Here is a 22406-nt window from a genome sequence, read left to right as displayed (position 1 = left end):
TAGCAATAAACGATAGTAACAGCGAGTAAACGCCTGTGTTAGATAAATTAAGAAATGTGGCAATTATTGCTCACGTTGACCACGGAAAAACCACTTTAGTTGATAAATTACTTGAGCAATCAGGTACGCTAGACGCCCGTGGCGGTCTAGAAGAACGTACGATGGACTCGAATGATATCGAAAAAGAACGTGGTATCACAATCTTAGCTAAAAACACGGCTATTAACTGGAATGGCTACCGTGTAAACATTGTAGATACTCCTGGCCATGCTGATTTCGGTGGTGAAGTTGAGCGTGTAATGTCAATGGTAGATTCAGTTTTACTTATTGTTGATGCACAAGAAGGTCCAATGCCACAAACGCGTTTCGTTACGAAAAAAGCGTTTGCTCAAGGTTTAAAGCCAATCCTTGTTATTAACAAAGTTGATAAGCCTGGTTCTCGCCCTGATTGGGTTATGGATCAAGTTTTTGAATTATTTGATAACCTAGGTGCCACTGATGAGCAGTTGGACTTTAAAGTAGTCTACGCTTCAGCAATAAATGGTTGGGCTTCGCTTGAAGAAGGCGTAACCGGCACAGATATGACACCTCTATTTGATACTATTCTTAAAGAAGTGCCAGCACCGATAGCGGATCCTGAAGGTCCATTCCAAATGCAAATTTCTCAACTTGATTACAGCTCATACATGGGTGTAATTGGTGTTGGGCGTATTTCTCGCGGTAGCGTTAAGCCAAATCAACAAGTGACTATAAAATTAGCAAACGGCGGCGTACACAATGCTAAAGTAGGCAAAGTATTTGGTTACCTTGGTTTGGAACGTCATGATATTGAAGAAGGTTTTGCTGGTGACATCATTGCAATTACTGGTTTAGGTGAATTGAAAATATCAGATACTGTTTGTTGTCCTACAGAAGTTGAAGGCCTACCTGCATTATCAGTTGATGAACCCACTATCAACATGACTTTCCAAGTAAATACCTCGCCATTTTGTGGTAAAGAAGGTAAATACGTTACTTCACGTAACATCAAAGATCGTTTAGACAAAGAATTAATTCATAACGTTGCTTTACGTGTTGAACAATTAGAAGATGCTGATAAATTTAAAGTGTCGGGCCGTGGTGAACTTCACTTAGGTATTTTAATTGAAAACATGCGTCGTGAAGGTTTTGAATTAGCAGTATCTCGTCCAGAAGTAATTATTCGTGAAATTAATGGCGAATTACAAGAACCTTACGAAACAGTAACTATTGATGTTGAAGAACAGCATCAAGGACCTGTTATGGAAAAAATGGGTGTTCGTAAAGCTGAATTAACTGATATGGCACCTGATGGCACGGGTCGTATTCGTATGGACTTCATCATGCCAAGTCGTGGTTTGATCGGTTTCCAAACTGAGTTTATGACATTAACCTCAGGTTCTGGTTTGATTTATCATACATTTTTTGAATACGGACCTCACAAGGGTGGCGAAATCGGCCAACGTAAAAATGGTGTAATGATCGGTAATGCTACGGGTAAAGCCTTAACTAACGCTATCTTCAACTTACAATCTCGTGGTCGCATGTTGATCGGACACGGTGTTGATATTTATGAAGGTCAAGTTATTGGTATTCATAGTCGTGATAACGATTTAACCGTAAACGCACTTAAAGGTAAGCAGTTAACTAACGTTCGTTCATCAGGTACTGATGAAGCACAAACGTTAACGCCACCTATCGTTATGTCACTTGAGCAAGCGCTTGAGTTTATTGATAACGATGAGTTAGTAGAAGTAACACCTGAAAGTATCCGTATACGTAAAAAATTCTTGAAAGAGAATGATCGTAAACGTGAAGGTCGTTCACCTAAATAACTTTAATAAGTTAATTGCGATTCGAGCCATCTGAAGTAATTCAGGTGGCTTTTTTGTTACTGCTAACCAGTGGAAAAAGACCATTAAAGAGGCAGTTAATGTAAGACATATCTCCAAAACATATTAGTCATATTCCCCATAGTCAATCCAAATATTGATAAATTCATTAAAATTCAGTTAGTTAATGTTTTTTATACCGTTTAGTTTTAAAAAACTTAAACTTTGTTGTCTTATTTTTTTTTCCTACCTTTTAGAAAGTTTTTTAACTGCTATATTTAACCTAGATAAGGTTAAATATTTTTTAAAGTGAGGAGGACAATACAGATGGAATCGAAAAAACTAGCAAGGTTAAATTGCCTCTTTGAGAAAGCTGTGGAAAATAATGCAAAGTTATTAGAAAAACGCGAACTAGATGAGTTATATAATGAATTTATCAATGATGGCCGTGATCATAATAAAAGTAATACGGTTGTTTTTCCTACGGGAATAAGACGCACAGCCAGTTAAAGTAACATTCTTCATTTGCTATAATTAAAGAAAAAGGAATTTTTTTAATGTCACCAGAACAACTGAAAACTTTACAAAAACTAAGCCAATTATTTGAAGACGGTTCTGCTCGCCCTCAACATATTAAACAGTTATCTGTTCTTTTAGCTGAAATTAATCAATTGGCAAATTGGCCAGAAGAAAATCTTCAGCAAATGTTTTCCGCACATTAAAGCTAAAGTCGATTTTAAAAAATTGTATAGTTTGCAGGTAAAATAGGCATAACCAAATGCGGCTTATTTATGTCGCTAATTTTTAGTCAATAAATACCGATTACTTCCGATAATTCTCAATAACTTCAAAATAACTCTAGCTAAACCATTTATTATCCTCGATATAAGCAACTGAAAGATAAATTATTGTGATAATGACTACCGTTATTTTATACATTGTCTTACTATAAAAGTAATAGCTCTAACTAGTAACTTATATGCACTCTAAATTAGAAGAATTAAAACAACATCGTTATGTCGAGCCTGCTCTTGGTTTTTTGTTATTGTTTATTAACAATTTTAAAACAGAACGCATTCATGTCACGGCAGGCTATTTATCCTATGTTACCTTAATGTCTTTAGTGCCATTGATGGTGGTGATGTTGTCAATGATGACAGCTTTTCCCATTTTTTCTGAAATACGAGAATTGATCGAAAACTTTGTATACCTCAATTTTGTGCCAGCTTCAGGCGATGTAGTACAAGAGCATATTAGTGGATTTGTCAGCAACGCCTCTAAGATGTCTGCTGTTGCGATAAGTGCATTATTTGTGCTTGCCATGATGCTTATTTCCGCGATTGATAAATGTTTAAATAAATTATGGCGCGTAAATGAAAAACGCAGAGTCATCACATCTTTTTCAATGTATTGGATGGTGTTAACGCTAGGCCCTGTATTAGTCGGCAGTAGTTTGGTGATTAGTTCTTATATTATTTCATTGGTATCGATAGGCGATTATGATTTATTAGGTGTGACAAATATTTTCGTTCGAGCGTTACCTTTGGTGGCTTCGACAACTGCATTTTTCATTTTATATATGGTAGTGCCCAATAAGGTTATTCCGGTTCGGTTTGCGCTTCCTGGTGCGACATTAGCGGCTGTTTTATTTGAAGTCGCTAAAAAAGCTTTTGCTATCTATGTTACACAAATACCTTCTTACCAAGCCATATATGGCGCATTGTCGAGTATTCCTATTCTGTTTTTATGGGTATATTTGAGCTGGCTAGTTGTGCTTATTGGTGCATTGTTTACTGTGTCACTTGAAGATTTTGATAACGAACAAAAAGCTAAGTTAGCTCAGCAAGATACTGATTAATAATAATTTAAAATGGTATTAAACCGAATAGATTTTATATAAGGAACTGTATATGTCTAGAGTGCTTTTTCCAAAAATTGCCGCTTATCAACAAGAATGGCTTGACGTCGGTGATGGCCATCAACTTTATGTTGAACAATCAGGTAAGCCAAACGGTATCGCCGTAGTATATCTTCATGGTGGTCCTGGCAGTGGTTCATGCAAAGATCATCGACGATATTTTGATCCCGAAAAGTATCGGATAATCTTATTTGACCAACGTGGCTGTGGTCGCTCTAAACCCTCGCCAAGTATAAGCGATAATACCCCATCTCATTTAGTTGCTGATCTTGAAGTAATTCGTAAACATTTAAGCATATCCCATTGGTTAGTTTCTGGAGGCTCATGGGGCACGACCTTGGCATTACTTTATGGTATTCAATATCCAGAAACTATACTTGGCTTTATTTTAAGAGGCATTTTTCTCGGCACAACTGCTGAATATAATTGGTTGTATGGGCAGGATGGAGTGGCAGGTTTTTTTCCTGAATATTATCGCGAATTTACCGAGCAACTTGATGAATCTAAAACCAATGGTGTTCTGCAAGGCTATTATGATGTGCTTACAGGGGCTAATGAAATCGCAGCTACCGCTGCCAACAAAGCGTGGTGTTTATGGGAGCTTAGGCTGTCATCATTAGAACATCATCCTATTGATATTCAACATATTGAAGATCTGCATCAAGCGCTATGTAAGGCGAAAATATCGAGTCATTATTTTATTAATAAATGCTTTATTGATGATAATTTTATTTTAGCCTCAATTGATAAAATAAAAAACATACCAGCAATTATTCTTCACGGCCGCTATGACATGGTGTGCCAGTTGCGCAGTGCAGATATGTTGGTGCAAAAATGGCCAAACGCACAATTACAAATACTACCTCAAGCAGGGCATAGCGGTTTCGAATCACAAACTATTGATGGTTTTTGTCAAGCCACAGATACTATGGCTAACTTTATTGTAGAACAGAGTATTGAGTAAATGATTGCATTGATGCAAAGAGTATCCGAAGCAAGTGTCAGCGTTGATAATAATGTTGTTGGCGAAATCGAGCAGGGATTATTAGTGTTATTAGCTATTGAACCTGAAGATACCAAAGCAAAAGCTAAACGTCTTGCCGAACGTGTGGCAGGCTATCGAATTTTTGCCGATGAAAACGGAAAAATGAATTTTAATGTTAAACAAATTGGTGGTGAAATATTAGTAGTTTCGCAGTTTACTTTAGCCGCGAATACCACAAAAGGCATGCGACCCAGTTTTACCAGTGCAGCACCAGCAGAATTAAGCCAAGCGCTTTATCAATATTTTTGCACTCAATTGCGCAGTCTCGGCTTTCGTGTCCCTACAGGTGTTTTTGGTGCTAACATGCAAGTTTCGCTATTAAATGACGGTCCGGTAACAATCAATCTACAAGGTTAATATCAGAAATATCGATTAATTAGCACTCATATGATGACTAAAGAATTTTCGCCACCTGAGATATTGGGTTGGCGGCAGGTAAGACGTTTTTGAACGCTTTTTTAAGTTATCTAACATCCAATGCTTTGGTAATAAATGAATAATCACATTCAGATATCGTGGTATATGAAAGTAGATAATATGATGCGAACTTTGCAATTGTCTTAAAATGGTCAAACAGAGGTTAATTTCTTGGTCATCTAGATCAGGTAAATTAATTGTCAAACAAGCATTGTCCTGTAAATTATCTATCAGTGCGGTTAACAGGTTAACTCTGCTTTGAAAGCTTTTAGCGTGGTGTTGATAAACATCGCAAATTAGCCAATCGACAGTCGTTCTTGTTGGGCAGTGTGTTTGCTGCAGCCAAGTTAACGCTTCACTATTTTTTATCACTATTTGATATTGTTGAGGATTAAAGTAACCTTTAAAGCAATCGATAACTGCTTGAGAAAGCTCAATACTCATAACTTGAATTTTTGGGTCTAAAGCACTTAAAAATCGACTTAAATTTCCTCCTCCTAAGCCAAGCTCTATAACCTGATTAGGTTGAAAAAATAATAAAGGCATTAAAGCCGCGTAGTGATGGGGCAAAGTTAATTTTTCAGGACAACGTAAATGCATAACACTTTGAATAACGTCGTCAAATGCTAACCACCGATAATGTTCATTTTCACTAATGGTTATTTGGTCTGTCGTGTTACTGAGGTACACTAGTCGACCTTGGTTAACATGTTGAGTAAGTTTCACGTGTTGTTAAATTCCTGAAATGAATATATTTCACTTGGTATAAGATTAATTATAGACAATGTACAAATGCAGAGCGCCGCAAAATAAAGCTGAACTAGCCCAGTATTATCAACTACGTTGGCAAATACTTCGCAAACCATGGCTACAGCCAAATGGTAGCGAAAAAGATGACTTAGAGGCGCAATCATATCATCGTGTAATCGTTGACGATATGGATAACATCGTTGGCGTTGGCAGATTACATAAGAATAGCCAAGAGCATGCGCAAATTCGTTATATGGCGATAAGTGACGAGTTACGTGGTCATGGCCTTGGAAAGATACTCATTAGCGAATTGGAGCGTTTAGCAGCACAAGCAGGGGTGAAAACTATTGAGCTAAATGCCCGTGCTGATGCTATTGGTTTTTATCAGCAGCTAGGTTATACCAATGACGGTTATTCACATATGCTTTATGGTGTGGTTAGTCATAATAAAATGACTAAAAGCATATCATCAGCTGATGAGCACCTATCTCAAACTGCCGATAATTTACAGCAGCTTTGGCATCAAACTATTCCGCTGAGTAAAGCGATGAATATTAAGATTTGCTATTTTGACCAAGAAAAATTGCTGACTAATTGCGAACCAAGCTTTAATAAAAATCTGCATAATACAATGTTTGCGGGCAGTATTTATACCCTGGCAACTCTTACCGGTTGGGCTTGGGTATATTTTGAGTTGCTTGCGCAATCAAAGCAGGCTGATATTGTGCTAGCCGAAGGGAATATTCGCTACATTGCTCCCCTTGGCGGAATTGCGCATGCTCAAACTGGGCTAAATTTAGTTACTGGCAATACTAAGCCACTAGCAGACGGTAACAATGCTCGCTTTAATATCGACGTTGAAGTGTGTTGTGGTGATAAAGTTGTGGCACTATTTACTGGTTCTTATGTGGCGATTGCAAAACGCAGATAATTCGCTGAGTACGATAATTAATTTGAGAGTACTACTCACGAATAAAGCCATTATAGAGTTATTATTGAGAGAAGTTATTCAAACTAAAAGCAGGACAATATGTATAAAATCATTTTAAGTTTTTTATTTGTCAGCCTATTTTCAAATACAGTAGTGGCAACTAAAACTATGACTAGTGAACTTGATGATGTGCTAGACAGTTTTCATCAGGCAGCAAGTGAAGCAAACTTTGATAAGTATATGAATTTACTTGCTCAAGACGCTATATACCTAGGTACCGATAGCGGTGAACGCTGGAATAAAAAAGAATTTTCTGCTTTCGTAAAACCTTATTTTAGTCAAGGGAAAGGCTGGTTATATTTACCGATTGAACGTCATATAACGCCAACTCAAGCGAGTAACATTGTCTTTTTTGATGAGTTATTAGAAAATAAAAACTATGGTCGGTGTCGAGGTAGTGGATTATTAATTAATACCCCACAAGGCTGGAAAATATTGCAATATAACTTATCTATTCCTTTACCGAACGCTATTGCCCGTGAGGTGGTAGAGTCTATTAAAGGTTATCGATCGGCTAATATCAAACAATAAAAACTAGTTAATACATCATTGTGGCACACTGTAGTTTTGTAAGGATATGTTAAATATGAGTGTTAGTATTATCGGCTGCGGTTGGTTAGGACAAGCGTTAGCACAGCGCTTACTTGCGAGTAATATCAATATTATTGCCAGTTACCAATCACCAGAAACGCTTGAAAAACTTAGTGAGCTTGATATACCCGCTACTCAACTTATTTTGCCCCTTGGTGATGACGTAATGGCTAGCAATTGCCTCGAAAATATTGCTGGCGTTGATCTACGGTTATTTCAACAAGATGTGCTAATTATTGCCATACCACCTCAGTTGAAAAAAGGTCGCTTAGATTATCAATTAAAAATACAGCAATTGGTGCATTTGGCCGAACTGGGTAGCACTCAGCATATTATTCTCCTGAATTCGACGGCTATCTATAATGGCTTAGTAGGTCGAGTAGATGAAGCAAGTCAATTAGATCTTAAGGCCGAAAAAGTTACTAGTTTACTTGCCGCAGAACAAGCAGTAAAAACTTTTACTAAACAAGTACATATTTTAAGGTTAGCAGGGCTCGTAGGTCCTAATCGCCACCCGGGTAAATTTTTACAGGCAAAACGTGTCTTTGAAAATGCTAGTGCGGCGGTAAATTTAGTACATCAAACTGATGTTGTTAATATTATCGAAAAGCTGATTAATTTCGATAGTGCTGATAGCAAAAAAAGCATTTATAATGTCGTTAGTAATACCGATAGTGATCGCCGAGGTTATTATCAGACTGCAGCGCAAGTATTAAGTTTACCTGTGCCGAAATTTGCCGAAGAACAGCAGCAAAATTCTGGAAAAAAAATTATTGGTGAAACCTTACGTCGTGAATTGGCCTACGCGTATAGGCATGACGATTTGTTGTCTTGGTTAAAGGACTCTAGTCATATGTTAAACAAAGTTTAACGTGTGATTTTTGATTAAATTAAAGGTTTAAATACTATGGCGAATAATGTCATTACCAAAATATTAAAAACAATATATCAATATAAAATGATCTTGTTATTTTTTGTTTTGTGGGCCCATGTCTCATTGTTAAATTTATTTTTTGTAAATTATAGCGGACCGGTTTTTCTTTGGGAGCAAAACAGTCAACTACATACCATTCAAACGCATTTTTTCATTGCGTTAATAACGACAATGTTCTTTTTGGCGATAACCAAATTAAGACAAATGAATAAAAATAAGAAGGTCAAAATTACTGATAAAATTTGGTTAGTGTGCTCTGTGCTTTTAATCGCTTCAATACTTTTTTTACTTACTTAATCGAACTTTTACTATGAGTAAAGTTTCTCCTATTCAGTTCGCTGAGGGTACCCGTTATAAAGCGAAGATATTTATTTACCATGTTATAGCTAATAAAAAACCCGACGTTATGATGGTCGGGTTTTGCGTATTTAGGCCTTAGTTATGTATTAACTAGGTACTTCTAGACCTTTTTAGACAGTATTAAGACTTATTATGAATGCCCGCTGTTGCAAGCCATTGCTTAAAGTCTAATAAATTTGCTGGCAGAATAACCTTAGTTGATGGCTGACTTAAGCCTTTCATTTGCTGTAAGTATTGTTCACTTAATTGCATGTCCAAAGCTTGCTGCCCACCCGGTTGTTCAATCGCTGCAGCTAATTTGCTAATAGAGTCACCGGTGGCTTGTGCAATGGCCAATATCTCCGCTGCTTTACCTTCGGCTGAGTTAATTCTGCGTTGTTTTTCACCTTCAGACAGATTAATTAATTCTGTCATTTTTCCTTCAGAGCGATTAATACGACTGGCTCTATCACCTAAACTTTTAGCTAAAATAGCACGGCGTTCACGTTCGGCATTCACTTGCATTTCCATGGCGTTACGCACAGTTACGGGCGGGGTAATGTTTTTAATTTCATAGCGGTGCACTCTAATGCCCCAACTTTCACCGGCTTTATCAAGTACCTCAACGACTTTAGCGCTAATAATGTCACGTTCTTCAAAAGTGCGATCTAGCTCTAATGTGCCAATGACCGAGCGTGTTGTGGTTTGGGCAAGTTGCATGGCGGCGAAGCGATAGTCAGTAATACCGTAGCTTGCTTTTACCGCATCAATGACTTGAATGTAAATAACGCCATCGACCTCAACATTAACTTCATCTTTTGAAAAACACTCTTGCGGCGGCACTTCTATCGTTTCTTCTTTAAGATCTTGAATAAAGGCCACGCGATCAATAAAGGGTAATAGTAAATGAAAACCTGCTTCTAATGTGCAGCGATACTTCCCTAAACGTTCAACAATATAAGCTGATTTGGTTGGTACTAAACAAATGGCTTGGAAAAATTTATACGCAAGGTATAGAAAGATAAATGCCCAAACAGCCAGTACGGCTAAATCGAGCGTATTTCCATCGATAGCTATCATGATTTTGCTCCTTGAATATTTTGCGTTACTTTTTCCATACCCTGAAAAAAACCTTCTAATTTAGCGACTTCACTTGGCACAATAGACACGTCAGCCGTTTTAAGGATATTGCCTGTTTGCGAGATAAATTGTTCTAATAAACGCATTTTTATAGCTTGGTCACCACTAGGTAAAGCCGCTGCTTTGGCAATTAAATTAATACCTTCTGCCGAAGCTTGAGTAAGAATGGCTATTTCTTGAGCTCGACCGTGAGCTTCATTGATTTGTTTTTGCTTATCACCCTCAGACAGGTTTATTGCTTCTTGGCGCTCACCTTCAGACAAGTTGATAGTCGACTCTTTTTCCGCTTCTGCTAAGGTAATTTCTGCACGCTTTTGGCGTTCAGCTTCCATTTGCTTTTCTAAGGTATGAATAACATTGTCTGACGGTGTTATGTTACGCACTTCATATCGTAAGACTTTAATACCCCACGGATCAGAGGCCTTGTCAATTTCACGCACTATGGTTTCATTTAAGGTGTCGCGTTCAGAAAAGGTTTGACCCAAGTTTAATTTACCTATTTCTGAACGCATTGTAGTTTGTGCTAAATTAACACTGGCGCGACTGTAATCTTCAATGCCGTAACTGGCTCTTTCACCGTCCATGACTTGAATATAAACCAAACCATCGACACTAATTTGAACGTTATCTCGTGAAATACAGCTCTGCGCTGGTATATCTAAAACTTGCTCCCGTGTTTCGTGACGATAAGCTACGCGGTCAACAAAGGGGATCAAAAAATGTAATCCTGGGGGTAAAACAGCGCGAAACTTACCTAGACGTTCGATCACGCAAATTTCTTTCATTTGTACTACGAGTACTAGCTTTAAAACGATAAAGAGTAATGCTAGAAATACAAAAGTAATAGTGGCTAACATAGGTATTCTCCTATTCTTATTTTTAGAATTGTTAAATTGGCATTAATTGATTTTGTGAATTTACATCGCGTTACTTGATGGGTTCTACGACTAATGATATGTTTTCTTTGCAAATTATAGCAGCTTGGCTACCAGCTTCGATAATAGAACCGTCGCTTAAGGCTGTCCAAGTTGTACCTTGATATTCAACTCTACCTGCTCGTGTTCCCGGGCCGATTTGTTCAAGCACAAGCACGCTTTTACCGTAAATATCTACTTCTTCATAAATATTTTCAATGACAGTTTCACCAGGGAAAAATCGCTGAGTAATAAAGTAAACAACAATGAGCAGAAATGTTGCGACGATAAACCAAGTTGTTAAGGTTAATACCCAAGTATCAAGAATTTGTTGTTGCACACCAATAGCGACAATTAATGAGGCTATGCCTAAATTAAGTAAGATACCACCAGGCACAAAAATCTCTAAACAGGCAAATAAAATAGCTAAGATTATCCAAGTTTCAAAAAACAGTATGTATTCCATTACCACCTCCAAGATATGAGTACTGTTAATATAACGTTAACAGCGATTGATTCAAAGTAACAAGCTTGACATATTATGTCAAGCTTGTTTGTTTGCTTAAATCTATGTTAATCAGTGAATAATTAGCTTTACTATTGGTAAAAATTGGCTGAACGTGAACTAGGTTTTAACATCTCGGCAAGCGGCCTTACTATTTTTCACGCCACTTTATGAACTTATTGGCTTAACACTCTGTTGTTGTCTCTTGCCATTCATGGCATCACTACATATTGTTATTCCGGAACATAAAAAAACCGGCTAGCGCCGGTTTTTTTTCATTCTTTGATAAGTTCGCTTAATGCAAATGAGCGGTGTTAACACTTTGAAAGTTTAAACCCACCTGCACCTTACAGCGATAAGTTATCTAAAATATCATCTTCAACTAAGTTGGCTAAGGTGACTTTTAACTTAGGTGTGCGCGCCATTTCGCGTTTTATAGCAAAATTGGCTTCTGCATTGCGTGCCCAGCTGCGACGAGCAATACCATTGTTGACATCAAATAATAACATTGATTTCAATCGGCGCTCTGCAGCTGCGCTGCCGTCAAGCAGCATACCAAAACCACCGTTAACCACTTCACCCCAACCTACGCCGCCACCATTGTGGATTGATACCCAAGTTGCACCACGGAAACTATCACCAATAACGTTGTGAATCGCCATATCGGCAGTAAATCGACTACCATCGTAAATGTTTGATGTTTCACGAAATGGTGAATCGGTACCACTAACATCGTGGTGGTCACGGCCAAGTACAACAGGGCCAATTTCACCGGTATTAATAGCATCGTTAAAGGCTTTAGCAATTTCCATACGACCTTGCGCATCTGCGTAAAGAATACGCGCTTGCGAGCCAACCACTAACTTGTTTTGCTTAGCGTCTTCAATCCAGGTGATGTTGTCTTGCATTTGCTGCTGAATTTCTGCCGGTGACTCTTGCATGATCTTTTTTAACACGCTTGCGGCAATGGCATCGGTTTTATCTAGATCTTCAGGCTTACCCGAAGCACAAACCCAACGAAATGGCCCAAAACCATAGTCAAAACACATTGGCCCCAATATATCTTGAACATATGACGGGTATTTAAAATCAATACCATTTTCTGCCATTACATCGCCGCCGGCGCGTGATGCTTCAAGTAAGAAAGCATTACCGTAATCGAAGAAATAAGTGCCACGCGCTGTGTGTTTGTTAACAGCAGCAGCATGACGCTTTAATGTTGCTTGTACTTTTTCTTTAAATACTTCCGGTTCTTCACGAATTAAACGATTAGATTCTTCGTAGCTGATATCTACAGGATAATAACCACCTGACCAAGGGTTGTGCAGTGAGGTTTGATCCGAGCCTAAATGAATATAAATGTCTTGTTCGTAAAAGCTCTCCCAAACATCAACGATATTGCCAATATAAGCAATTGAGACAACTTCTTCATTCGCTTGCGCTGTTTTAACACGGGCGACAAGTTCGTCCATGTTATCAATTAACTCGTCAACCCAACCTTGCTGATGACGTTTAGTTGCCGCTTTTGCGTTAACTTCAGCGCAAACGGTTACACAGTTTGCAATATTACCTGCTTTAGGTTGTGCGCCACTCATACCACCCAAACCCGCTGTAAGGAAAATCTTACCTTGCGTTTTTTCACCTTTGTTGAGCACTTTACGAAAAGCATTCATTACAGTAATCGTTGTGCCATGCACAATGCCCTGTGGGCCAATGTACATAAATGAACCCGCCGTCATTTGGCCATATTGAGTGACACCTAACGCGTTAAATTTTTCCCAGTCATCAGGCTGAGAGTAATTAGGGATCATCATACCGTTGGTAACAACTACACGCGGTGCATCTATCGATGATGGAAATAAGCCCATCGGGTGACCAGAGTATAAATGTAAGGTTTGATCGCTTTCCATCTCACTTAAATACTTCATCGCTAATAAGTACTGTGCCCAGTTTTGGAACACCGCACCGTTACCGCCGTAAGTAATTAACTCTTCAGGGTGTTGTGCAACAGCTGGGTCTAAGTTGTTTTCGACCATTAACATGATAGCGGCAGCTTGCTGACATTTTGCCGGATAGTCAGAAATTGAGCGTGCTTTTAAATGATAGCTTGGCTTAAAGCGATACATGTAAATACGGCCAAAGTCTATTAACTCTTGCGCGAATTCAGTGGCTAATTCTTGATGCCACTCTTTTGGAAAGTAACGTAAAGCGTTTCTTACGGCTAACTGCTTTTCTGCTACAGAAAGGATGTCTTTTCGCTTAGGAGCGCGATTAGCGTCAGCAGGGTATGGCTTAGCGGCAGGTAGTTCACTTGGAATACCCTGCTTTATTTCATCTTGAAAATTAATGGCTGTTTCCATTGTTATCGGCTCCCCTTAGTGAACGGTAAATGCTTGAGATCTAACTAATGCTATCATGGCATCAATATCAGGTTTTAATAGTCTGTCTTCTTCAAGTTTTGCCACTTTCGCTCTGATCACTTGGAAATTTTTCTCAATAATGTCTGAACATTTATTCGGGCGTCTAAACTCAATTGCTTGAGCTGCATACATGAGTTCAATCGCCAAAATTTTCTCTAAATTTCCCAATATTTGGTTAAACTGTCTGCTTGAGATACTGCCCATAGACACGTGATCTTCTTGCCCCATTGACGTAGGAACACTGTCAGCAGAAGGCGGAAAACACAGAGATTTATTTTCGGTCACTAACGCCGCTGTAGTGTATTGCGGGATCATCATGCCTGAATTTAAGCCACCTGAAGCAGTTAATAGACGTGGTAAACCATGTAAACCTTCTAACAATAAATAACAGCGACGGTCAGAAATGTTACCTAGTTCAGCGCTCGCTATAGAAGCATAATCAAGCACCATAGCTAAAGGTTGACCGTGGAAGTTACCACCCGAAATAGCTTCTTCACTGCTGATAACAATTGGGTTGTCAGTGACTGAGTTCATTTCAATTTCAGTGAGTTCATTTAAATGGTTATAGGCGTTACGAGATGCACCGTGAACTTGTGGAATACATCTTAGTGAGTATGGGTCTTGCACACGTCCACAATTGGTGTGAGATGACATGTTTTCAGAGCCTGTAAAGAACATTCTCATGCGTTCAGCAACTTCTAAATTACCAGGGAATGGACGAGTAGCGTGCAGTTCTTCTCTAAACGGAGACTGACTACCTTGCATGCCTTCTATGCTCATCGCACCGGTTAAGTCCGCTAAATTTAATAAGTAACGCATCTTAGTTAAGCCAGTAATAGCGTGAGATAAGATAAACTGTGTACCGTTAATTAACGCTAAGCCTTCTTTTGCGTGTAATTCCATTGGTGCTAAACCGTGTTCTTTTAGTGCTTGCGCAGCAGGGATGATTTTGTCACTTTTCCCCTCTTTACTTTGCCAGAACTCGCCTTCACCTAGTAACGGTAAAAATAAATGTGAAAGTGGCGCTAAATCACCTGATGCGCCTACCGAACCTTGCTCTGGTACGACAGGGATAAGGTCAAGTTCTAGAAACGCTAACATCCTTTCAACTGTTTCTAAACGAATGCCTGAAAAACCTTTGCTTAATGCATGCACTTTGGTGATCAACATTAGTTTTGAAATAGCTTTGTCAATCGGTTCACCTACACCTACTGCATGAGTAATCAGTAAATTCGTTTGCAGTAAATTGGTTTGTTCAGGTGTGATTTGTGTATCACATAATGGACCAAAGCCCGTATTAATACCGTATACTGGTACATCGGAAGCCGCCATTTTCTCAACTCTTGCACGACTTATATTTATTTTATCTAAAGCTTCTTGGCAAAGTTCTGCTTTGATACTGCCGTTGGCAATACCATTAACAATATCAAGATCTAGATGGTCGATACCGTATTTAAATGTCATCTTAACGCTCCTAAACTAAAAAACTAAATGGCTACCTAAGCGGTATTTATTACCGGGTGCCGTTAATATGGCTAAGCTGACAACACCTTGGCTAGACCAAGTACGACGCTTAACCTGTAAACAAGGGGTAGTATTGCTAATAGCCAATAATTGGCTGATTTCATCTTTAGCTAACACGGCTTCTACTTCATGTGTCGCTTCTGTTAATGGCGCTTCTGAGGATAAATACTCATGTGGTGTTACTTGCGTAAAGTCTTGCTTGAGATAATTTGCGACTAACTTTGGGTTAACAAAGCGCTGCTCTAACTGTATGGGCGCATTATTCTCAAAATGTAGTACGCTAGAATAATAGGCGGTGTCACCAGCTTTAAGGGCTAATAAAATAGCTATTTCTTCGCTGACATCGACAGCTTGTAAAATGAGTTGTTCAGCATGATATTGATGACCACGTTCGTGTATTTCATCTGCTATATTACGAATTTCTAATAACGAAGATTGAGACTTAAAAGTCGCAACAAAAGTACCAGAACCTTGAGAACGCACTAACAGGCCTTGCTCAGTTAATTCTTGTAAAGCACGGCGTGCAGTCATTCTACTGACCGAAAACTGTTCAGACAGTTCATTTTCTGAGGGGACTTTACTATGTTCAAGCCACTGACCTGACTCTATATTTTCGCAAATATATTGTTTGATAACTCGGTACTTTGCGGTTTTTACAGGTGTCATTGTTATGCCTAATACTGGATAATATAAAGAGTAAATTTTCAACTTGTATATACAGTCTCATTTTTTTTAAGTAAGGTCAATAGTTGTATATACAAGCTTGCTTGTTAATTTGCTATCAGTTAGAGTGATTACGATAATATATAACCGCTAACGCTTACCTGTGCATTGATTAAGAAAAATAAAAGTTAGCCTTTAACAAGTAATTTGAACAAGTAATTTGGAATTCTTATGACGACAAAAACACAAACTTGGCAAACGCTTTGGACAAATGTCAATTTAGCCACTATGACAAAAGGCGCAGAAGGTTACGCTAGTATCGAAAATGGTGCTATAGCGATTGCCAATGGAAAAATTGCTTGGCTAGGTACTCAATCTGAGCTACCTAGTTTTGATGAAAAAACAGTGCAAGTAATTGACGGTAAGGGCGCTTGGCTAACACCTGGGTTAGTCGATTGTCATACCCATATTGTTTATGGTGGCAACCGCGCGAATGAATTTGAAATGCGGCTCGAAGGTAAAAGTTATGAAGAAATTGCTAATGCCGGCGGAGGTATTGTTTCAACGGTTAAAGCAACCCGTGCAGCGAGCGAAGCTGAACTGTTCAACAGTGCATTAAAGCGTTTAAAGACTTTGCATCAGCAAGGCGTTACTACGATTGAAATTAAATCGGGTTATGGTTTAGACACCGACAATGAAATTAAAATGTTAAACGTCGCAAAAAAATTAGGCCAAACATTACCAGTAACCGTGCTAAAAACATTTTTAGGTGCACATGCATTACCCATTGAATACAAAGGTCGCGCAGACGAATACATCGATTTGGTATGCAAAGAAATGATACCAAAAATATCGGCAAGTAAATTAGCTGATGCAGTTGATGTATTTTGTGAAGGTATCGGCTTTAGTTTAGCACAAACCGAAAAGGTGTTTGCTGCTGCAAAAGCGCATAATTTGCCTATAAAAGTCCATGCTGAACAGTTATCAAATCTCGGAGGTACTGAATTAGCTGCGCAATACCAAGCAATGTCTTCTGATCACATTGAATTTCTAGACGAAGCAGGCATAAAGGCAATGAAAGTGGCTGATATGACCGCCGTATTGTTACCTGGTGCCTTTTATTTCTTGCGTGAAACCCAGTTGCCACCAATGGATTTATTGCGTAAACACGGGGTGAGTATGGCCATTGCCACTGATGCTAACCCAGGGTCGTCGCCAATTAACTCTCTTCAACTTATGCTCAATATGGCTTGTACACTTTTTAGATTAACACCTGCAGAAGCCCTCGCTGGTGTTACATGCCATGGCGCTAAAGCGTTAGGGTTGTCGCACAGTAAGGGGCAATTAGCTATTGGTTTTGATGCAGATATTGCTTGTTGGGAGATAGAGCAACCAGCTGAATTATGTTATCAGTTTGGTGTTAATCCTCTATCTCACTTAATGCAAGCGGGGAAAATGGTTATTTAATAAGGATAACCGAGGTAGTTTACTTAATGCGTGGTTACTGTACAAAAGCTAGAAGATTGATTAATCTTAGTAGATGTTGTCGGTTTGGATTTTGTTATGGCTAGCTACAGTGCTGCGCGCCTTGTGATGTTTTCTTTGTTTATAGTCATTATAAACTTCAGTTTTTTCTCTTTTCCTGTCAATGCGGCGAGTGAGTCATTTTCGTTTGTTGAGTTTAATATCGCCTTTGTTTTGGGGCTGAGTCTACCCGTTTTGTTAATGGTATTTATCATTAAACCTAGGCCAGCCATCAAAAAGCGTTTACCACTGTTATTGACTATTGCCTTGCTTGGCTTGCTCTTTTCACTGAATTATTCCGCTCAAAGCTATGTATACACTAGTGTTATTTTCAGCGGCTTAATTTTCCAAATAATCAGTTATTGGTCGAGCAATTATCACTTTGCGGATAAAGCTTTAAATTTTAGTCTAGTACTGAAAAATTTGCTTTTCGTTGCACTCTTTTGTTTATTCATACTTTTACTTTGGTCATCAATCGTTAGTACTTCTGTGGCTTGGCTGATATTGGCGGGTGTACAAATTATTCTTACGCTGAGTTATTTTTGGTTATCTCGTAACGCCAGTCATGAAGTCAATGTGCGCTCAATGACGTTGTTTTTTATCAATGTGGCTTTTGCCGTGGGCATTTATTTTTGGCTAGACGGCTACCTGTCGTTAAACTTACTGGTTGCGATTAGTGTGATAACGTATTTACTAGCCATAGCGAATGGTTGTTGGCACCTTGTTACCACGCTTATTGCCAGAGAAAATGCTCATGTTGGACTGTCGAATATCCCCCCGATTCAGGTATCTTATGACCCAACAACTAATTTACCTAACTATCGATATGCCTTATCCTTTTTTGAGCATAGCATAGCGACCAATGTGGCTGCTCGGTATGCGGTAATTATTTTTAAACCAACAAACTTCCAACAAGTTAATGGTGTGCTAGGGCATCATAATTCAGATATTTTATTGTTACAGTTGGCGTATTGCTTACAAAGGTCGATTGTAAGCAATACTGAATTACTCAACTTTTCAACCCAAGATGCACCAGTGAGACTTGCTCGTTTACAAGGTCTTAATTTTTTACTGGTAATGGATATGTCACAGAGCAAACACAGTGAAGACGTTATCATTGAACAACTATGTAAAGAACTTGCGCTTGCGGTGCCAGGGCCAATGAGCTTTAAAAGTTTTTCGTCATTTTTTAAATTAGCCTTTGGCGTTGCGTTTGTTGGTCAAGACAGCCATAACGTGAGTGAGGTTATCGCCTGTGCTGAAGATGCGCTATTACAAGCAGAAAAAGAGCACAAGTTGGTGAGTTTTTTTAACCAAGAACTGGCCATTTTTAATCAACAGCAATTGCATAAAATGGAACAGCTTAAACATGCCATTCAACATGATAGTTTGCAGTGGCGCCTTCAGCCTCAAGTGAAGGTACAAAACAAGCGTCTGATAGGTTTTGAAATGCAGGTAAGCTGGCAACGAAAAGATGATGAGCTTTTAAACCAAACGGAAATGATGGTGATTGCTGAGCAAAGTGGTGATGCTTTCGCCTTGAGTCGACAAATAGTAGATCAGGCATTTAAAGCACTTGTTGTACTTAAGGGCTTAGGCCTGTCGACTCAAGTGGCTATTAAACTAACGGGTAATAGTCTAGTAGAACCAGACCTTGTTGATTATATTGAACAACAATCGGTTATTAATGACCTTGACTGTGAACAGCTATTGGTTGAAGTACAAGAAGCGATATTGTTAATGGCTTCACCGCAAGCTAAAGCCAGCATTGATCAACTAAAATCACTTCGGGTAAAAATTGCTATTGATCAATTTTCAGGTAGCTACGAAGCCTTGCGCTATATTCGTCGAATGGCGATTAGTGGCATTAAAATAGATTGTAGTTCACTGGCTAAGGCAGCTGCAGGCTCGTCTGATAAAGCTATTATCAATGCTTTGATCACCTTAACACGCAAAATGGACCTACCCTTAATTGGCACCAATATTAATGTGCTCGCAATCGAAGAAATGTTTATGGCGATGGGTGGGGAGCTTGGTCAAGGGCAGCGTTATAGTGCAGGAATAAGCCAAGAAGAATTACCATCCTGGCTTACAGCATGGCAAAAGCAGTATCCTGCAATATCTAACTAATCAATATCTAACTAATCAATATCTAAGGGATCCGGCGATAAAATTACACCCGTATTATCGGCATAAATATGGTCATCGGGTAAGAAAGTTACCCCAGCAAAGTTAATAGCGAGGTCGCTTTCACCAATATCGCTGCTACTTGCGCCAACCGGTATCGACAATAAACCTTGAATGCCGATGTCAATATCTTCTAAAGCGTCAACGTCTCGAACGCTACCATAGCAAATAATGCCTTCCCAATTGTTTTTTGCCGCTTGCACAGCGATATTAATATTAATAAGTGCTCGGCGTGTTGAGCCGCCGCCATCAATAACCAATACCTTACCTGTACCCTCAGTTTCTACTAACTCGGCAATTAAACCATTATTCTCGAAGCACTTTATCGTTACAACCTTGCCGCCAAACGAGCTTCTCCCGCCGTAGTTACTAAATACTGGCTCAAGTACATCGATTAAATCAGTGTAAATATCACACAGCTCTGAAGTGTTGTATTCCATAGTAAGTATTTCCTAATCACGTTCATTCTTAACTAGTATAACTGCTGAATACATAGGCACAACCGCTAAGCTATTATAGTTACTAAATAAATGCTCAAAGCGTTGCTACTTGTAATTAGTTAAAAAACATTATTTAATAGCCGTTATTATCTTTAAATAAGAGTTATATTCATGGCTGATCGGGATTTTGCCCATAGCTTAATTTATTCTACAGAAACTCTTATTTTTAGCATACTTGCTCTACTTCTCCTTGCCTATTATCGCGGTATTGGCCGTACCTATGTCAAATTTTGGCTGTTTAGTTTTTCAGCATTAGCTGTTAATCAGCTGAGCCTCGCCCTTGATAGTGTGTTTAACCAACAAGAAGTCGGTAGTTTAATTGATATAACTATCGCGTTAACACGACAAGTCAGTAATTATTTACATTTACTGTTCTTGATGCTGGGTATTTATAGTGCGACTAAACAAAAAAAAATATCACCTAGAGTAATTTCTATAGGGGTCATCGCCGCCATTACTATTGGTACAGTAGCCACACTGCTTTATGGTTTTGACAGTAACAGTGTTTTTAATCGTTTCTATCTTAGAGAAAGTTTAGCCGCCTTCATTTTTGGCTGTGGATTTATTGCCGCAGCATGCTATTTATTCTCCTTAAAAGTCGAACATTTTTCTGGAAAAATTTTATTAGCTTTCTGTGTTTTAGTGGGCATTCGTTTTGTTGCCTTTTCATTCGCATCTATTGTTTCATTGACCAATGACTGGTTTCGCCACTTAACCGAATGGTTAATTTATGTCGATGTAGGTATCCATACAACGCTAGGTTTTATAATACTTATATGGATGCAAGGTGCAGAAAGGCATATTGCTGATACGGCTATAAATCGGGCAAAGTATTTAGATAAGCATGACGCTTTAACCGGTGTGTTAAATCGCGAACAGGTGCTTGAAAAATTAACTAACGAAATAAAAACTGCAAACGAAAACGGTCAAAAGCTATGTGTTTACTTACTCGACATTAAACGTTTTAAATTTGTTAATGACACCTATGGTCTAAAAGTTGGTGACTTGATTTTAGGTGAAACCGCTCGTCGGCTTCATCATAGTTTACTCAAACCTAAAGTGGTGGGGCGCTTGAGCGGTGACTCATTCTTGTATGTAATTGACTATGCCAATGAGCAACAAAAATTAACCGCAGTCGATCATATACACGCGTTAATTGCTCGACCTTATCAAGTTGAGCAACAAGAAGTGTACTTGCAATGTAGTGTTGGCTATTGTGATTTTCCTTCGGATGCTGATAATGCCGACGACCTAATTAAAAAGTCGAACTTAGCTATACTTCAGGCTAGAAGTCATAATATACATAGCGTTAAGTATGAATATGGCATGCAGTCACAAGGTCGTCATTTACTGGTGATGGAAAAAGAAATTCGCAGAGCCATCGCGAATGAAGAGCTTATTTTATACTTTCAACCGCAATTAAATCTGAAAAATAATCGTTTAGAAGGCGCCGAAGTATTAGTGCGTTGGCAACATCCAGATAAAGGTTTATTGGCGCCTGGTCAGTTTTTTGATGATATTGAGGCATTAAATCTTTTTAGTGAGTTAGATAACTATGTTTTAGAAAAAACCTGTCAAACAATTGCCAAGTGGTATAAAACTTATAAACGCCGGGTACCCTTAGCGATAAATATTACCGCGGTTGAGTTTCAAGCCAAAAAGTTTGTTAGTAACATTCAAAATTTGCTAATGAAGTATGAAATCCCCCCCATTTATCTTGAGTTAGAAATCACGGAAAATGTCGTTATAACCGATATAGAATTAGTGATGAAAACTATCATTGATCTTCAAAATATGGGTATTAAAGTATCGATTGATGATTTTGGTACCGGTTATTCGTCATTGGCATACTTGCGTAAATTACCGATCGATAAAATAAAAATAGATCGTAGTTTTATTCAAGAAGTTGCCTCTAATGATTCTGACTTAACCATAGTAAAAACCATGATTGAATTATCACACGGGCTTGGTAAAAGGGTTTTAGCTGAAGGCGTAGAAACTCAGCAGCAGTTGCAGCTATTACGTAATATAGGGTGTGATGCTGTTCAAGGTTATTTTATCAGTAAGCCAAAAAGCGAAGCAGAGTTTACTAAGTACTTAAAGCGCAAATAGTTTCATCTAAGAGCAAAATCTAAAATTCAAAACTTTAAATTCGAATCAGTTACGCTTTATTTTATCGATTAGTATTAAATAA

At 38.5% G+C, this 22406-nt stretch carries 20 protein-coding genes; 12 read left to right on the top strand and 8 right to left on the bottom strand.

The features are described 5' to 3' along the window. Window positions 1-35 precede the first annotated feature (35 nt). The 6 genes from typA (at window position 36) to dtd (ending at window position 5170) form a co-directional block, all read left to right on the top strand. Window positions 36-1853 carry a translational GTPase TypA gene (typA, locus tag H4J38_RS15045; RefSeq protein ID WP_182132994.1) on the top strand — a complete coding sequence of 606 codons (1818 nt, stop codon included), beginning with the start codon at window positions 36-38 and terminating at the stop codon, window positions 1851-1853. A gap of 324 nt (window positions 1854-2177) precedes the next feature. After that, window positions 2178-2360 carry a hypothetical protein gene (locus H4J38_RS15040; RefSeq protein ID WP_182132992.1) on the top strand — a complete coding sequence of 61 codons (183 nt, stop codon included), beginning with the start codon at window positions 2178-2180 and terminating at the stop codon, window positions 2358-2360. A 47-nt stretch (window positions 2361-2407) separates the two neighbouring features. After that, window positions 2408-2572 carry a hypothetical protein gene (locus H4J38_RS15035; RefSeq protein ID WP_182132990.1) on the top strand — a complete coding sequence of 55 codons (165 nt, stop codon included), beginning with the start codon at window positions 2408-2410 and terminating at the stop codon, window positions 2570-2572. A gap of 257 nt (window positions 2573-2829) precedes the next feature. Further along, window positions 2830-3708 (top strand): virulence factor BrkB family protein, encoded by an 879-nt coding sequence (locus tag H4J38_RS15030; protein ID WP_182132988.1) that lies wholly within the window; start codon window positions 2830-2832, stop codon window positions 3706-3708. Between the two features lie 52 nt (window positions 3709-3760). Next, the gene (pip, locus tag H4J38_RS15025) at window positions 3761-4732 is read left to right on the top strand and encodes a prolyl aminopeptidase (RefSeq protein ID WP_182132987.1); all 972 of its coding nucleotides are present in this window, start codon (window positions 3761-3763) and stop codon (window positions 4730-4732) included. Beyond that, the gene (gene dtd / locus H4J38_RS15020; RefSeq protein ID WP_182132985.1) at window positions 4733-5170 is read left to right on the top strand and encodes a D-aminoacyl-tRNA deacylase; all 438 of its coding nucleotides are present in this window, start codon (window positions 4733-4735) and stop codon (window positions 5168-5170) included. A 15-nt stretch (window positions 5171-5185) separates the two neighbouring features. Here dtd and H4J38_RS15015 read toward each other — a convergent pair whose 3' ends face one another. Next, window positions 5186-5956: a spermidine synthase gene (locus tag H4J38_RS15015; protein ID WP_182132983.1), complete on the bottom strand. Its 771-nt coding sequence runs from the start codon at window positions 5954-5956 to the stop codon at window positions 5186-5188. A 58-nt stretch (window positions 5957-6014) separates the two neighbouring features. Between H4J38_RS15015 and H4J38_RS15010 the strand changes: the two genes are divergently transcribed. From H4J38_RS15010 to H4J38_RS15000, 3 genes are all read left to right on the top strand, one after another. After that, complete coding sequence (locus tag H4J38_RS15010) at window positions 6015-6911, top strand: bifunctional GNAT family N-acetyltransferase/hotdog fold thioesterase (protein ID WP_182132981.1); 897 nt, start codon at window positions 6015-6017, stop codon at window positions 6909-6911. A 99-nt stretch (window positions 6912-7010) separates the two neighbouring features. Then, on the top strand, window positions 7011-7502 hold the full coding sequence (locus H4J38_RS15005; RefSeq protein ID WP_182132979.1) for a nuclear transport factor 2 family protein: 492 nt from the start codon (window positions 7011-7013) through the stop codon (window positions 7500-7502). A gap of 55 nt (window positions 7503-7557) precedes the next feature. Next, a complete protein-coding gene (locus H4J38_RS15000) occupies window positions 7558-8433 on the top strand; it encodes an NAD(P)-binding domain-containing protein (protein WP_182132977.1) in 876 nt (291 codons plus the stop codon). A gap of 543 nt (window positions 8434-8976) precedes the next feature. On the opposite strand, the gene H4J38_RS14995 is transcribed toward H4J38_RS15000, so the two are convergent. The 6 genes from H4J38_RS14995 to hutC form a co-directional block, all read right to left on the bottom strand. After that, the gene (locus tag H4J38_RS14995; RefSeq protein ID WP_182132975.1) at window positions 8977-9915 is read right to left on the bottom strand and encodes an SPFH domain-containing protein; all 939 of its coding nucleotides are present in this window, start codon (window positions 9913-9915) and stop codon (window positions 8977-8979) included. Beyond that, on the bottom strand, window positions 9912-10832 hold the full coding sequence (locus H4J38_RS14990; RefSeq protein ID WP_182132973.1) for a stomatin-like protein: 921 nt from the start codon (window positions 10830-10832) through the stop codon (window positions 9912-9914). Before H4J38_RS14990 ends, H4J38_RS14995 begins: the two co-directional genes overlap by 4 nt. Before the next feature lie 70 nt (window positions 10833-10902). Further along, on the bottom strand, window positions 10903-11355 hold the full coding sequence (locus H4J38_RS14985; protein WP_182132971.1) for an NfeD family protein: 453 nt from the start codon (window positions 11353-11355) through the stop codon (window positions 10903-10905). Between the two features lie 386 nt (window positions 11356-11741). After that, window positions 11742-13754, bottom strand: coding sequence for a urocanate hydratase (locus tag H4J38_RS14980; protein WP_182132969.1), 2013 nt, complete (start codon window positions 13752-13754; stop codon window positions 11742-11744). A 15-nt stretch (window positions 13755-13769) separates the two neighbouring features. Beyond that, complete coding sequence (gene hutH, locus H4J38_RS14975; RefSeq protein WP_182132967.1) at window positions 13770-15278, bottom strand: histidine ammonia-lyase; 1509 nt, start codon at window positions 15276-15278, stop codon at window positions 13770-13772. A 15-nt stretch (window positions 15279-15293) separates the two neighbouring features. Next, window positions 15294-16004: a histidine utilization repressor gene (gene hutC / locus H4J38_RS14970; protein WP_182132965.1), complete on the bottom strand. Its 711-nt coding sequence runs from the start codon at window positions 16002-16004 to the stop codon at window positions 15294-15296. Window positions 16005-16232: 228 nt separating this feature from the next. Between hutC and hutI the strand changes: the two genes are divergently transcribed. After that, window positions 16233-17468, top strand: coding sequence for an imidazolonepropionase (gene hutI, locus H4J38_RS14965; RefSeq protein ID WP_182132963.1), 1236 nt, complete (start codon window positions 16233-16235; stop codon window positions 17466-17468). A 96-nt stretch (window positions 17469-17564) separates the two neighbouring features. Beyond that, window positions 17565-19655, top strand: coding sequence for an EAL domain-containing protein (locus tag H4J38_RS14960; protein WP_182132961.1), 2091 nt, complete (start codon window positions 17565-17567; stop codon window positions 19653-19655). Between the two features lie 11 nt (window positions 19656-19666). On the opposite strand, the gene rraA is transcribed toward H4J38_RS14960, so the two are convergent. Beyond that, entirely contained in the window at window positions 19667-20152 is a 486-nt protein-coding gene (gene rraA, locus H4J38_RS14955) for a ribonuclease E activity regulator RraA (RefSeq protein ID WP_182132959.1), read from the bottom strand. A 171-nt stretch (window positions 20153-20323) separates the two neighbouring features. On the opposite strand from rraA, the gene H4J38_RS14950 reads away from it, so the two are divergent. Continuing rightward, window positions 20324-22324, top strand: a complete 2001-nt coding sequence (locus H4J38_RS14950; RefSeq protein WP_182132950.1) for a bifunctional diguanylate cyclase/phosphodiesterase — start codon at window positions 20324-20326, stop codon at window positions 22322-22324. Window positions 22325-22406: the final 82 nt, after the last annotated feature.

Origin of the sequence: Colwellia sp. BRX10-3 (assembly GCF_014077505.1) — a bacterium.
GTDB lineage: Bacteria > Pseudomonadota > Gammaproteobacteria > Enterobacterales > Alteromonadaceae > Cognaticolwellia.
This window is presented reverse-complemented; position numbering and strand designations above follow the sequence as displayed.

Coding starts and splice junctions, on each gene's coding strand:
- H4J38_RS15005 (WP_182132979.1), top strand. CDS start 7,011: ATGTATAAAATCATTTTAAGTTTTTTATTTGTCAGCCTATTTTCAAAT.
- H4J38_RS15010 (WP_182132981.1), top strand. CDS start 6,015: ATGTACAAATGCAGAGCGCCGCAAAATAAAGCTGAACTAGCCCAGTAT.
- H4J38_RS15000 (WP_182132977.1), top strand. CDS start 7,558: ATGAGTGTTAGTATTATCGGCTGCGGTTGGTTAGGACAAGCGTTAGCA.
- dtd (WP_182132985.1), top strand. CDS start 4,733: ATGATTGCATTGATGCAAAGAGTATCCGAAGCAAGTGTCAGCGTTGAT.
- H4J38_RS15035 (WP_182132990.1), top strand. CDS start 2,408: ATGTCACCAGAACAACTGAAAACTTTACAAAAACTAAGCCAATTATTT.
- H4J38_RS14960 (WP_182132961.1), top strand. CDS start 17,565: ATGGCTAGCTACAGTGCTGCGCGCCTTGTGATGTTTTCTTTGTTTATA.
- H4J38_RS15040 (WP_182132992.1), top strand. CDS start 2,178: ATGGAATCGAAAAAACTAGCAAGGTTAAATTGCCTCTTTGAGAAAGCT.
- H4J38_RS15030 (WP_182132988.1), top strand. CDS start 2,830: ATGCACTCTAAATTAGAAGAATTAAAACAACATCGTTATGTCGAGCCT.
- H4J38_RS14995 (WP_182132975.1), bottom strand. CDS start 9,915: ATGATAGCTATCGATGGAAATACGCTCGATTTAGCCGTACTGGCTGTT.
- H4J38_RS14950 (WP_182132950.1), top strand. CDS start 20,324: ATGGCTGATCGGGATTTTGCCCATAGCTTAATTTATTCTACAGAAACT.
- pip (WP_182132987.1), top strand. CDS start 3,761: ATGTCTAGAGTGCTTTTTCCAAAAATTGCCGCTTATCAACAAGAATGG.
- H4J38_RS14990 (WP_182132973.1), bottom strand. CDS start 10,832: ATGTTAGCCACTATTACTTTTGTATTTCTAGCATTACTCTTTATCGTT.
- hutH (WP_182132967.1), bottom strand. CDS start 15,278: ATGACATTTAAATACGGTATCGACCATCTAGATCTTGATATTGTTAAT.
- rraA (WP_182132959.1), bottom strand. CDS start 20,152: ATGGAATACAACACTTCAGAGCTGTGTGATATTTACACTGATTTAATC.
- hutI (WP_182132963.1), top strand. CDS start 16,233: ATGACGACAAAAACACAAACTTGGCAAACGCTTTGGACAAATGTCAAT.
- H4J38_RS14980 (WP_182132969.1), bottom strand. CDS start 13,754: ATGGAAACAGCCATTAATTTTCAAGATGAAATAAAGCAGGGTATTCCA.
- H4J38_RS14985 (WP_182132971.1), bottom strand. CDS start 11,355: ATGGAATACATACTGTTTTTTGAAACTTGGATAATCTTAGCTATTTTA.
- hutC (WP_182132965.1), bottom strand. CDS start 16,004: ATGACACCTGTAAAAACCGCAAAGTACCGAGTTATCAAACAATATATT.